Genomic DNA, 12,134 nt, shown 5'->3' with positions numbered 1-12,134 from the left:
CCGCCTCGGATCAGGCTTTGCGCGATACCAAGCTTGTATTCAGATTCTGACATTTGACTCTCCCATTGCGGAGTTCTCCGCGTTATTTCTCGTCAAGCACCGGCGAACAAATCTGCTTATTGGCTCCCGCCACCTTTCCTTCGAATTTTTCCAATCCCAATCGGCTTGCGCCAATCAGGCCGTCACGTAGATGCCGCCGGCTTCGACGGTGACTGGAAATGTGCGCGCGCGAACGGAGGGATCGACCAAGGCCGCGCCTGACTTGATGTCGAACTCCCAGCCGTGCCAGGCGCATCGAACGATCTCGTTTTCGCGATGATAGATGAATTGCGCCTGTTCAACGGGCGCGGTTGTGCCGCATTGCGGCCCCTCGCAAAGCGGAGCGCCGCGGTGCGGACAGACATTGAGCAGCGCGTGGAATGAATCTCCGATGCGGAAAATCCCGACCGAAAGGCTGCGGATCTTGGCGATGAACGGAGACCCTGTTTCGATCTCGTCGACGCGGCAGATATAGGTCTTCTCGGGCATCGTATGCTTCCTCAGGCGGCATTCGCGGCTTGCGCGCGGGGGATGCGTTTGTAGACTTCCAGCGCGTTCAGTCCCATGATCTTGCTCTTCCAGGCAGGAGGGATTTGCAGCGTGTTGGCATCGTCGTAATCCCAGTGCGGATAGTCCGATGCAAACATCAGCGTGTTTTCGCCGTCCATCGCTTCGAGCGTGACCAGAGATGTTGGATGTTTGCAGGCTGCTCCAGCGGCTGCGTGGAAAAGCGGATGTTGCGCCGGCAATATTCAGACGGCAGCATCTTCAGCCATGGCGTCTCCTTGCGCAGCGCTTTGTAGTCGGCGTCCAAGCGCCAAAGGACCGACGGAACCCAGGCGACGCCGCACTCGATGATCACGAAGTAGAGGTCCGGCCATTTCTCGAAGACGCCATGGGCGATCATGCTTGCCACGTGCGACATCGCCGACATGTGCAGAATGGCATGCGTTTCCCAGAAGAATGTCGTCGGGGCAGGAGCAATGGCAGTTGAATTCACGCCCCCATGCCCGCCCAGATGAATGGCGAATGGCAACCCCACTTCCGCGCAGGCTTCGTAGATCGGGTGGTAAAACGGGTCGCCATACGGCTTGACGGACCCCTGGGAGGCGAGAACCTGGACCATGCGCGGATGACTGCCAAGACGGCGTATCTCGGCGGCAGCGAGCTTCGGATCCTGTGGCGCGATGATGATCGAGCCCATGAAACGATCGTCTTTCGGCAACCACTGATCGATCTGATAATCGTTGTAGGCGCTGACCAGAGCGCTGGCATAGTAAGGGTTAGCCAGGGTCGACGCCTCGATAGGCTCATCGCCGGTCAGGATCGCCACGTCGACTTTGTATTTGTCGAGGTGCTTCTCTTTCATGATGAGATAGTTGTCGGCTTCCGTTTTCGGACGGATGTCCTTGCGGGAAAAATCCTGCGGGTGGAACCAGGGCCGATGACCATGCGGAAAGGCGCCAACGGGACCTGTTTTCTCGCCCTCGATGAACATGTCTTTCCACAAGCCGGAGAGATAGGGCTCCAACACGGTGGCGCTTGACCAGTAATTATGACAGTCGCAGTCGACTATGAACACTTGTTCCGCTCCGTAACCTTACCCGGCGGCGCTGTCGGCCGCTGATCTGGTGCAGCTTCCGCCTTGAGTATTGTTTGATCAAGCTTATGATACGTGGAATATGATCGAGTTTTTCGATCGGGATTTCCATGCAGCTTGATCACATCGAAACCTTTCTCGACATTATCGAGTCGCGAAATTTCAATCGCACCGCAGATCGGTTGGGCTTAACCCAGTCGACGATCAGCACCCGCATCAAGAACCTGGAGAGCGCAATCGGATCTGAACTGTTCCAACGCGGACGCGCCGGAGCAGAGCCGACTGCCGCAGGGCGCCGGTTCGAAGCTTACGCCAGATCTCTCCTATCCACTTGGTCGCAGGCTCGCCACGATGTCCGGGCTTTCAATCGTTTCGAAGGGACCTTGCGCGTCGCCGCGCAGGTCGGGATGACCCGTTCGGTTTTGCCGGGTTGGGTGGAGACGCTGTGTCAGGCTCTTCCCAAATCGTCGATCCATGTCGAGTCGGATTATTCAAACCAGATGGTCAGCGACCTAAGCATGGGAAATCTCGACATCGCAGTGCTTTACGCTCCGCGATACCTACCCGAAATCTCCTATGAGCATTTGATGGTTGAGGAATATGTGATGGTTTCCACGGTGGCCAGAACCCTCTCCGAGGTCGATCCCGAAACCTACATTCGTCCGGGCTATACGGTCCTGCTGGAGAAGGCCCATGCCGAATTGCTCGGCGAGTTGGCGATCTGTCGCCTTTCCATGGGATCGGAAACCTTGGCGGAGATGATGCTACGGCGCACGGGCGGCACCTGCTATATGAGAAGTGACGATGCGCGCAGGTTCGCCCTCGAACGCCCATCGTTCATCGTCGAAGGCGCTCCGACGCTGCATCAGCCGGTACACACGGCCATCCTGGCGCGCCGCAAACACGAACCGATCATCCGCAAGGGAATCCGCGCCCTTCACGTTGCCGTGATGTCACTGGATATGTAATCGAAATACTCGATCATAACTCGGCAGGGATGCTTCTGTTGCGGGGGGCCTGGAACTGACATCTTGGCTCGACTTCAAACCGAGATGAATGATGAACGCACACGTTTCCTTTGGGGCCCCCGACCTCCTCCCGATGAGGCGCCATCGGCAATGGGCACAAGCCACATCGCAGCTTGTACTCTGCCGTCGTGTCATCGAGGAAACGCCCGATGTGAAAACCTTCGTTTTCACATCCCCGACGGATCGGATGTTCTGCTTCAGCGCGGGCCAGTATGTGCTCGTGCACCTCAAGATCGAGGGTGCCGCGGTGACGCGCTCTTACTCTGTTTCGTCACCACCGACGCGACCGCTCGACCTGCAGATCACGGTGAAGCGAACACCGGGCGGCCTGGTTTCGAATTGGCTCCACGACAATTTGGGGGCGGGCGACGAGATCGAGATCGAAGGGCCGCTCGGCTCATTCAGTCTCGATGACCTGCCCTATGAAAAGCCGCTCTTCCTTTCGGGCGGCAGCGGGATAACGCCGGTGATGTCCATGCTGCGTGCGCTTACCGACCGCGCGGCCGACCAGGATATCTCATTCGTTCATAGTGCCAGAACGCCTGGTGACATAATCTTTCGACGGGAATTGGACGCACTTGCCTCTCGCTTTCCCAACGTAAAAGTAACGTGCGTTTGTAGCCAGGAAGATCCCACCTGGAGGGGGCCGACTGGCAGAATAGACAGTCAGATGCTGCTGACCCTCGTTCCCGATCTCCACAACCGCACTATCTTTGCCTGTGGCCCTGAAGCGTACATGAAAGCCGCACGTGCCTGCCTGGATGCGATTGGCGTGGCTCCGTCGCGGTACCACCAGGAGAGCTTCGGCGGCGGCAGCAGCCCTCAGTTGGAACCGGCCCCGACAATACCATCTTCAGTCCGTTTCGTCCGCTCCGGGATCGTGCATAACTGCTTGCACGGAGAGACGCTGCTGGAGGCGGCACGCCAATGTGGCGTCTACGTCCCAACCGCCTGCCAGCAGGGAGTTTGCGGCACATGCCGCATCGCCAAGCTGTCCGGCGAAGTCGCCATGGAGGATCTCGGCGGGCTGGCCCCTGAAGAGAAGTCGGCCGGCTATGTCCTGGCATGCTGCAGCCGCCCGCAAGGAACGGTTTTGCTCGACATTTAATTCGTCGAGCGTCAGCACGGAATCTTCAACGTTCAACAACGGCTGCAGTGCGCGTCGGATGGTTCTGATTCATGCCTGTCGACGGCTTGGAATGCTTCAGCGGGTGGGACGGTTCCAGCGGTGAACTGGTCCGTATGGTCACGGATCGGCTTCGCGATCCTGACTCTTTTCAGCACTCAGAGACAAAGACATCCAAGCCGGACAAGAGTGGGCACCGTACCGTTCTCATGGAGTACCGTGCGAAGAATGGCTTTGGTGGCTATACTGTAGGCTACGCTACCGGATCACTGAACATATCCGATTGCACCGTCACCAACTTCAGTTTGGTGGGGCAATGAGACCACCACCATGAGGCAGCGGGCTTGCGCCCCCTAGACGCGCGCAGTGCCACTCTCCCGGCTGCCAAAATGCCGTGCCGGTGATGCGGCCGGTCGATCGTCACTTCGCCCTTGGTCTGATCCGCAGCCTACCTCAATGATTCCGACCAGTGCGCGAACAAACTCAACCACATCGTTTGCCGTGACGGCGGCCTTGTCGGGACTTTGCCCAATCCGCTCGGCGGCTGCGCAACATGACAGGCGGATGAAATCGTAGTGTGAATCTCTTTCATCCTCCGGCATCGCTGCCAATTTCATCGCTTGTCGATAAATCAACCGCAGCAATTGTTCGAGAGCTGCTCCGACACTCATGCGTGTGCTCCGCATTGGTCTACGGTCCGCCGGCTCCGAGGGGCGCGCGTTGGAACGTCGACGAGGAGGTGTTTCCCCCATCCCCCATGCTTTGTGGAAGGCTGGATCACGGCTGTTAATATATCGTTTATCGCTAATATAAGGAGATTCCGCGTCACCAGCGTTGGCAAAGCCCGGCCACCGTGAGGCAGCGGGCCGTCGCCGGGGCTGCCTGTGCAACAAAGGCCGTCGATCCGCGTTGAGGCTCGTCTCAGTGGAGCTTCGAGAATGGACCCGGCAACCGCAGCAGTAATGCTTTTACTCTCTTGCAGCCCAGGCGAGGCCACCGTCTGCACGCCCATTGAAGCCTCGCCGACCACATATGCGTCGTTGGACGCGTGTCGGGCATCTCTGAAAGACAGGCTCGCAGGTACGCCAAACGGGAAAATGGTCGGACGATGCCATCGTGTCGACGAGACTGTCACCGGTTCATTGCCCGCCGGGTACACCACCGTTGTTGTCACGCGGGGCGTTGGGAGCAAAGCCATCAGCAATAGCTACATCGTTCAACACAAAGAATAGAAACGCCCGCCACCGTGAGGCAGCGGGACAAATGCGACAGCTTCAGGCTGCACCGCTTTCCGAAGGCTTAACCGCGTGTTCCAATGCTTCTTCCGGCAGGAACGACCAGAGCAGCGCATCAACGTCCTCGGGCTGGAGGTCGCCGTATTTGCCAGTGGCGAACTCTTTCAAGAACTCGGCCTTAGTGCGGTGTTCCTCCATGGTGGTGCAACGATAGGCGCACACGGCGTTCAGGGCGTAGCGTTCGGCATCAGAAGCCTCATTGCGCTCGTTGATCGCCTGTTCAAGGCCGACAGCGCTTCGCCGTGCGCGCTCCTCCTTAATAAGCCTTTTCAGCTCCGCAGATCGGCCTGTTCGGCCTTGCGAAGTGCAACGGTCGACTGCTTGCCGAGATCCGGCGCCACCTTGGCGAGCGTCGTCAGGTTCTGTTGCTGCTCGGCGTACCGGCGCTTGGCGTCATCCCTCAGATCGGCCTCGATGCTCTCTAGTTCGCTGTAGCGACGACTGCGCGACTGGCCGCCGCCAATAGACGATGGGACGTAAAGTTCAGCGGTCTTGGGCAGCTACGCTCTTCCAGGTCGGTGGCCACATTGATCGCGGAAATGAAGCGGGCATAGGCAGCGTGCTTTGCCTCGATGAGGCCTTTCAGTTCAGGAGACACAATCCGCAGCATGGAAGCAGCTGGGGCCGGCCCTATTGCGGGCCGCTCCCAAAACGTTCAGGCTGTCCAGCGGGCTTTGGAGGGCCGAGGTGTCGAATTCTTGAACCACGGCAGGCCTGGTGTTCAGTTGCTTGCCCCATCGCAAATAAGCATGCCGGGATGAGCCGCATATCCATCGCCGAAGTGCTTGAGAGCGCCGCCGACCGCATCGCGGACATGTCGCGACCGGAGCTGCAGATCATCCTTCGGCGTGCCGCCCTGATGCTCCGAAACGTCGCAGGCGTGGCGCTTAAGCCGGCGACGGAAGATGCGCTGAACTCCATCGCCGCCGAGATGAAGATCGGCCGGTCGGATCTCATTCAGATTGTGTTGCGTGAGTGGCTGGAAACGACTGCCTATCTGCCAGTCCGGATGATTGAGGAGGAGAGCGAGACGGACGGGAGCGCATAGAGCCGGCGCTTCCGCGATCGCGCTATAAGGCACAAAGGCCGAATCGGCCCATATCTTCGCATGCGGCGGACCTGATTGTCCGCTTGGCCGGCGCCGCACAGCCCAAAAGCTCCCACCCTGGCGTCGGCCGTTTTATCGCTTCGGTTTCAGCTACGGCGTGATGTCCTCGCCCATTGTGGTAGGCGCCGTGCATAAGCCGGTCGGCATGTTCCGTGGCGATTTTAAGCAGAGTTGCAGCCGTTTCCTGTGGCGTCCACCCTTGCGCTTCTGAGGCAGTCACGAGAGCCGCGAATGCGGCTTCCAAGGCGACTTCGCAGTTGACCTCACGATCTGGGCTATCCTCTGGCAATATGGGCGGTTCAACCGATTGGGACATGAGGTACTTCTTCAAAGAGGGAAAGCCCGCGCCACTTGCGGGAGGCGCGGGCCGATCGGGAGCCGGTGAAGATCCCGATCTTCGGCAGTCACGGGGTGAGCATCGCGTGCCGCATGCAACAACTTTCAGAGATAGCTAATGTTCCGCGTCACCAGCCGAAGGAGGCAGCACCGGCCCAGTAGTGTTCCAGCGGATGAACTCGACTTCCTTGCCGGTCACTTCCCGCACGGCTTTCAAAAGCACTTCATGTAAGACGCGTGTCTGTCTGTAGTGGTCGCAGTGCGGCGATATGAACGGCTTGACGATGCTCAGGTGCAGCGCTTCCGCTGCCACCAGAAAGCGTTCGATTTCAGCCTGTGATAACTGCTTGGAAGGTTTCGATCTTGGCATTTGTGCGAACTCCGTTTGAGGGGGATCGCCGCAACGGCAGGATTATATTCCTCACTCGGACCTGGACGGCAAGGGCTATTCGGCCAAGCTGCCTTCCCGGTGGTGCATCGCCTGGAAGATCACCTCAAAGACGCTGTCGACCTCTCGTTGATCTCGTCGGCACCGATTCCCTCACGCTCCGCAGATTTCATCATTTCGTCAGCGAGGTCGCTAACCGCCACTGGATCATCAGTCATCGCGTTGGGCAGGTGCTCTGCCATCCACCGATCGAGAAAGCGATCCCGCGTGTGCTCATCAGCCGATAAGTTCAAAGCGCATATTCGGTTCCGCTACTTGACCCGTGAGACGGCCGCACCAGACTCCAGTGCATGGCTAGAGGTCTCAACATCGGCGATGAGGTGGCGATCGACGCCACCATTATTCGACGCGTCACTGACGACAGGATCAGCGTGTCAATACCGACCTACGGATTTCCCCATTCCGTTCGGGATAGCACCACGAAGGTGGTCAAAGGCCAGACCATGGAACTGATCGGCAGCGTCACACGGGTCGAGAAGGACGCCGTAACCGTCAGCCTGGGTGGCCCGGTGGTGACGGTCGCGCTTGATGTTGTGCGGCTGGTAACGCCCACAGTGCGTTAGTCAGCCAAGGACCATCCCAGCGAATACCACAGTGAGGAGCAGTGATACCGGCACGGCTAGCAGACAGCACAGCTCAATGGTCTTGTTATCTTGCCGCTTGTCCATCTCACCGCCTCGCATTGTTCGCTGTGATTTTGACGAACCGGGGTGGCCAATGGAAGCGAATCCGCGCGCGATGGGTTAGAGATGCTGTCGGGCGCTGTATATTAGCAACACCTTGAGCGACCCCCTGCTCATTAACTTGGACCCCCATCCCCGGCAGGGAGCACGGCGGCGAGCCAACCGACGAGCGGGAGAATTTCTACACCTGCCCCACGTGCGGCCAGCAGGTCGACATGCGCGACCTACGCCAAGTCGCTTGGCATGAATTGCTGCCGGTGCTGGAGCTTGACGACGGCACCATCATCACCGAATCCGTCGCCTTCTGCCGCTATTTCGAGAGTTGCACCCCTAGCCCGCCCTGTTCGGGCGTGGCGCGCGCGGCAAGGCGCAGGTCGAGATGTGGCGGAGGCGAACCTGCTCGATCCCGATGGCGACATCGTCCGGCACTCGAAACGGTCTGGCCATGGCCGGGTCCACGAAGGATGGGCTTGTTACCACACTGAGCTGGTCGCCTTCAGTCTTGCTGGAATCGGCGAGGTCGGCGTCGTTGGTTGTGCCGTCGGCTCCTCGTTGCAGTTCTTGTGGCCGAGCAACTTTTTGCATCGGGATGCAAGCTGCTGGTCAGCATCACGTCCGCAGGCCAGATCGTTGACATGGGCCCGACGCCCTATTTCATCTGATCGACAAGGCCTGGAGGGACGAGGGAACGAGCTATCATGATCTGCCCCCGTCGCATTCGCAGGCCGATTTTGATGAACGGCTGGCAGACGCGCTGTCGAAGGCTTTCGGCATAACCGTCCATCGTGGCGCGACCTGGACGACTGATGCCCCCCAACCGCGAAACCGAGACAGCCATCGCAGCCGCCCGCGCCCAGGGCGTGCTTGCGGTCGAGATGGAGGCCGCCGCCCTCTACGCTTTCGCTCGAGCGAAGGCGAAGCCGATTGTGTGCATTGCTCACGTCACCAACACCATGGCGACCAACGAGGGGGATTTTGAACAGGGCGAGGCCGACGGCACTGTTGCATCTTTGGCCGTGCTAAGGACCTTATCCGGAGCCTGGCAAACCCTCGGCTAAGTTCGGCGCGTCGGAACTGCGACGGGCAGTATGACCGAACGCGGGAAGATCGAACGCGTACCCCGCCGCGTCAGCAGCCCCTCGCCTCGGATCGATCCGGAACGTTTGACAGAAAGATCATGCTTATGTAATTTCGCGTTAGTGCAGACTAACGTGAACAGCTGGACAGCGCTCGGCGATACGACTAGGCGCACGATCTTTGAGTTGCTGGTCGAACACCCCTGTTCGGTCGGGGAATTGGCTCGTGCCCTTCCTGTCACGCGGCCGGCCGTTTCCCAGCACTTGAAGGTACTCAGGGATGCCGGCCTTGTGGCCAATACGCGCTTGGGCAAGCAACGCATTTACCGGGTCGATCCGGAAGGCCTGGCCAACCTGCGCGCCGAACTTGACCGGTTCTGGGGAAAGACCCTCGCGGCCTACAAAGTGGCCGCCGAGCAATCGTCGAAGGAGCAGGAATGACCACGCAAGCAGCCGCCCCCCTAAGGCACTCCATCGTCGTCGAGATTCCAATCGCGCACGCCTTCAAGGTGTTCACCGAGGATTTCGGCAGTTTCAAACCCCGAGAGCACAACATACTGGCGGTGCCGATCGCCGAAACGGTCTTCGAGCCTCATGTCGGCGGCCACATCTACGACCGCGGCGTCGATGGCAGCGAGTGCCGATGGGCGCGGGTTCTGGCCTATGAGCCGCCCAGCCGGCTGCTTCTGAGCTGGGATCTCAATCCTCGATGGCAGATCGAAAGCGACCCGAACAAGACCAGCGAGTGGGAAGTGAGCTTCACTGCAGAGTCGGATACCCGAACTCGCGTCGAGATCGTGCACCGTAACCTCGAACGGCATGGTGAAGGCTGGGAAGGTGTGCGCAATGGCGTTGGCAGCGACCAAGGCTGGCCACTTTACCTGCGGCGCTTTCATGACCTTTGCTCTCGTCAGACGACCTGACAACCACTTACAGCCAAGCAATAACACCCGGTCTGATGGGCTATTTTGAAGTTCGCAAGCCGTCGCCAGCTTTTGATTTTGCGTAGGACGTTTGCCTCCACGATTTCTGCCGATCAGCAGATTTAAGACCATGCGCGGAAGGTAAGAAAGTGGAGGAAAGAATGGAAGCTTATTGGCTCAGTATTGTCGGAGTGCTGGCGCTCTGCCTTTTGTCGGTCCTGCTGGCGATCTACTCGGGCTCGTCCAAGGGCTTTGCAGGAGCGCTTTCAGGTCCGGTGGTCCCCGCAGACGACGCCAATCTGCTCTACAGGATCGACCGCGTGCACATGAATTCGGTCGAGGCGCTGGCACCGTTCGTCGTCCCAGCCTTGCTGGCGATGATGGTCGGCGTTGGACCGGCCAAACTGGCAACAATCGTCTGGCTGCATCTGGCAATCAGGTTGATTCACCTGGGAGTCTACCTTCGCGGCGGCAACGCCGCCAAGGGAGGCGGTATCAGAACGATCCTTTACGTCTCAGGAGCCATCGTCACGCTTGTCCTCGTCATTGTGACCGGCTGGACAGCTATCCCTTGACGGCGTGATCAACCCTCGCATGAACCGAACCCTCTCGGTTAAGTTCGGGCGAGTTTATATGACACGCCGCAGCCGGACCGTTGCGATGATCAGCGTGGTTATGGGGCTCTTCGCCGTGATGACAGCGGAGGTCTGGTTATGGGCCGGACTTTATCGGCTGCTCGATATCTTCGCAGACTTCGAAACCGCCTTGTACTTTTCGACCATTACTTTTTCGACGGTCGGCTACGGCGACATCGTGCCCGCTCATGCATGGCGTGTCCTGGCTGCACTCGAAGGTGTGAATGGGTTTCTGCTGATAGGCTGGTCTACCGCCTATCTCATCGCTGCCGGAACGCGCATCGGCCCGTTCAAGGCGGGGGAGCATTTCTGATGCCGGCTCAGACCGCCACCGAGTGCCTGGCTTTGCCGGTTTCAAGATATTTGTCGAACTTTGCCGCGACGCTCCTGACAAAGGGCCGGCTTTCCGCCGGCACGACGAAGCGGTCACCGTCGAGTTCAAGCAACCGCGCAGGATCGTGAAGAGCCGTTGAACTTGCTTTCATGAGAAGTCTTTGGCCAACTTCGCCAAAGCGCTCCACCAGTTCGATCGCCGAGAAGCCGAAGTCGCACATCAGCCGCTCGATGACCCAGCCGCGAACGCGGTCATCGTTGGAAAGCGCGATGCCGCGGACAGCCGCCAGCCCACCGTCTGAGACTATGCGTCCATACTCCGCGGTCGATGGCATGTTCTGCGCATAGCCTTGGCGAAACTGGCTGATGGACGACGGGCCAAGGCCGATCAATGTCTCGCAGCGATCCTCGGTGTAGCCTTGGAAATTCCGGCGCAAGCAGCCGGTTCGGGCCGCTACAGCCAACGCATCGTTGGGCTTGGCGAAATGGTCGAAGCCGACGGGCTCATACCCCGCGTTCAGCATAAGACACGCGGCCAGTTGCGACTGAGCAAACCGCTCTGCCGGACCCGGCAACCATGCCTCGTCGATCATCGTCTGATGCTTCTTGAACCACGGCACATGTGCGTAGCCAAACAATGCCATCCGATCCGGTTCCAGGGTCAGTGCCTGCGCGACGGTAGAGGAGACGCTCTCCCTGGTCTGGTGTGGCAAGCCGTAGAGCAGGTCCAGATTGACCGATTCGGCGCCGCGCGAACGAACGCCATCGACGACCGCTTTGGTCTGCAAAAAGCTCTGCTCGCGGTTAATTGCCTTTTGTACCTTCAGGTCAAAATCCTGGACGCCGAGGCTCGCCCGGGTCATGCCGATCTCGGCCAGCGCATGAAGACGGGCGTCGTCCATATCATTGGGATCGATTTCGACGCTGATCTTGGCGTCCGGAAGGAAATCGAAGCTGGCCCGCAATGCTTTCCCCAGCACCACCATGTCCTCAGGCTTCAGCATCGTCGGAGAGCCGCCACCGAAGTGGACGGCGCGCACGCCAGCCTTGCCGCCGACAATACGGGCAACGGTGGCGATCTCGGCGTGCAACGAGCGGAGATAGACAGTTACCGGCTCATAGTGACGTGTCTGCTTGGTATGGCACGCGCAGAACCAGCACAGCCTGTCACAATAGGGGATATGCAGATAGAGCGAAATCTCGTCACCGCGTCCAATCGCTTCCAGCCAGCCCCGCTGGATCGCGGCATCCACGCCAGGGTGAAAATGCGGAGCGGTCGGGTAACTAGTGTAGCGCGGGACGTTCTCACCAAATCGGGCAGCCAGTTCCGCTTTCATTTTGCCTTCCATCATCCTGGCAAGCTTGAATCTTGCAGGAATGAGTTCTGGCGAATGGCCCTTGTCGCCGCCTTGATTTCGGTCAATGCCGCTGTGCGTAAACTAGGGCAAGGATTTCTGGTCGCCGATACGATCTCGCCGCAGTCAAGGATTCCTTGGATAATCAT

The 12,134-nt window shown here is 59.1% G+C and carries 14 protein-coding genes and 4 pseudogenes; 12 read left to right on the top strand and 6 right to left on the bottom strand.

Annotated features, from left to right (window positions below; genetic code table 11):
- A partial coding sequence (locus EOA13_RS38420) for a hypothetical protein (protein WP_206535340.1) occupies positions 1-190 on the top strand: 190 nt, incomplete at its 5' end.
- Here the strand turns inward: EOA13_RS38420 and EOA13_RS32405 are convergent.
- Both EOA13_RS32405 and EOA13_RS32400 read right to left on the bottom strand, forming a co-directional pair.
- Positions 175-528: a Rieske (2Fe-2S) protein gene (locus tag EOA13_RS32405; protein WP_023809364.1), complete on the bottom strand. Its 354-nt coding sequence runs from the start codon at positions 526-528 to the stop codon at positions 175-177. The genes EOA13_RS38420 and EOA13_RS32405 overlap by 16 nt on opposite strands.
- Positions 529-539: 11 nt before the next feature.
- Positions 540-1,573, bottom strand: a pseudogene (locus tag EOA13_RS32400) (amidohydrolase family protein).
- A gap of 176 nt (positions 1,574-1,749) precedes the next feature.
- Between EOA13_RS32400 and EOA13_RS32395 the strand changes: the two are divergent.
- Positions 1,750-2,607, top strand: a complete 858-nt coding sequence (locus EOA13_RS32395; protein WP_023809366.1) for a LysR family transcriptional regulator — start codon at positions 1,750-1,752, stop codon at positions 2,605-2,607.
- A 211-nt stretch (positions 2,608-2,818) separates the two neighbouring features.
- Complete coding sequence (locus tag EOA13_RS32390; RefSeq protein WP_206535339.1) at positions 2,819-3,775, top strand: hybrid-cluster NAD(P)-dependent oxidoreductase; 957 nt, start codon at positions 2,819-2,821, stop codon at positions 3,773-3,775.
- A 371-nt stretch (positions 3,776-4,146) separates the two neighbouring features.
- Here the strand turns inward: EOA13_RS32390 and EOA13_RS32385 are convergent, their stop codons facing one another.
- A complete protein-coding gene (locus tag EOA13_RS32385; protein WP_127297391.1) occupies positions 4,147-4,464 on the bottom strand; it encodes a hypothetical protein in 318 nt (105 codons plus the stop codon).
- A 603-nt stretch (positions 4,465-5,067) separates the two neighbouring features.
- The gene (locus EOA13_RS39455) at positions 5,068-5,196 is read right to left on the bottom strand and encodes a hypothetical protein (RefSeq protein WP_281040882.1); all 129 of its coding nucleotides are present in this window, start codon (positions 5,194-5,196) and stop codon (positions 5,068-5,070) included.
- 649 nt (positions 5,197-5,845) lie between these two features.
- Between EOA13_RS39455 and EOA13_RS32365 the strand changes: the two genes are divergently transcribed.
- Positions 5,846-6,136 (top strand): hypothetical protein, encoded by a 291-nt coding sequence (locus EOA13_RS32365; RefSeq protein ID WP_127297388.1) that lies wholly within the window; start codon positions 5,846-5,848, stop codon positions 6,134-6,136.
- Positions 6,137-6,647: 511 nt separating this feature from the next.
- Here EOA13_RS32365 and EOA13_RS32355 read toward each other — a convergent pair.
- Entirely contained in the window at positions 6,648-6,902 is a 255-nt protein-coding gene (locus EOA13_RS32355) for a hypothetical protein (protein WP_127297387.1), read from the bottom strand.
- 368 nt (positions 6,903-7,270) lie between these two features.
- On the opposite strand from EOA13_RS32355, the gene EOA13_RS32345 reads away from it, so the two are divergent.
- The 8 genes and pseudogenes from EOA13_RS32345 to EOA13_RS32320 all read left to right on the top strand — a co-directional run.
- A complete protein-coding gene (locus EOA13_RS32345; protein WP_127297385.1) occupies positions 7,271-7,543 on the top strand; it encodes a hypothetical protein in 273 nt (90 codons plus the stop codon).
- A 365-nt stretch (positions 7,544-7,908) separates the two neighbouring features.
- Positions 7,909-8,057 (top strand): annotated as a pseudogene (locus EOA13_RS39105) (glutathione S-transferase N-terminal domain-containing protein); the annotation flags it as partial.
- A gap of 264 nt (positions 8,058-8,321) precedes the next feature.
- Positions 8,322-8,444 (top strand): annotated as a pseudogene (locus tag EOA13_RS39620) (uridine phosphorylase); the annotation flags it as partial.
- Positions 8,445-8,469: 25 nt separating this feature from the next.
- Positions 8,470-8,721: a hypothetical protein gene (locus EOA13_RS39100; RefSeq protein WP_245486410.1), complete on the top strand. Its 252-nt coding sequence runs from the start codon at positions 8,470-8,472 to the stop codon at positions 8,719-8,721.
- A 153-nt stretch (positions 8,722-8,874) separates the two neighbouring features.
- Positions 8,875-9,180 carry a metalloregulator ArsR/SmtB family transcription factor gene (locus EOA13_RS32335; protein WP_245486412.1) on the top strand — a complete coding sequence of 102 codons (306 nt, stop codon included), beginning with the start codon at positions 8,875-8,877 and terminating at the stop codon, positions 9,178-9,180.
- Positions 9,177-9,662, top strand: a complete 486-nt coding sequence (locus tag EOA13_RS32330; RefSeq protein WP_127297383.1) for an SRPBCC family protein — start codon at positions 9,177-9,179, stop codon at positions 9,660-9,662. Before EOA13_RS32335 ends, EOA13_RS32330 begins: the two co-directional genes overlap by 4 nt.
- 161 nt (positions 9,663-9,823) lie before the next feature.
- A complete protein-coding gene (locus EOA13_RS32325) occupies positions 9,824-10,237 on the top strand; it encodes an MAPEG family protein (protein ID WP_127297382.1) in 414 nt (137 codons plus the stop codon).
- A gap of 64 nt (positions 10,238-10,301) precedes the next feature.
- A pseudogene (locus EOA13_RS32320) lies at positions 10,302-10,610 on the top strand (potassium channel family protein); the annotation flags it as partial.
- A 7-nt stretch (positions 10,611-10,617) separates the two neighbouring features.
- On the opposite strand, the gene hemN reads toward EOA13_RS32320, so the two are convergent.
- A complete protein-coding gene (gene hemN / locus EOA13_RS32315; RefSeq protein ID WP_127297380.1) occupies positions 10,618-11,967 on the bottom strand; it encodes an oxygen-independent coproporphyrinogen III oxidase in 1,350 nt (449 codons plus the stop codon).
- Positions 11,968-12,134: the final 167 nt, after the last annotated feature.

This window comes from Mesorhizobium sp. M7A.F.Ca.US.011.01.1.1 (assembly GCF_003998295.1).
Lineage (GTDB): Bacteria > Pseudomonadota > Alphaproteobacteria > Rhizobiales > Rhizobiaceae > Mesorhizobium.
This window is presented reverse-complemented; position numbering and strand designations above follow the sequence as displayed.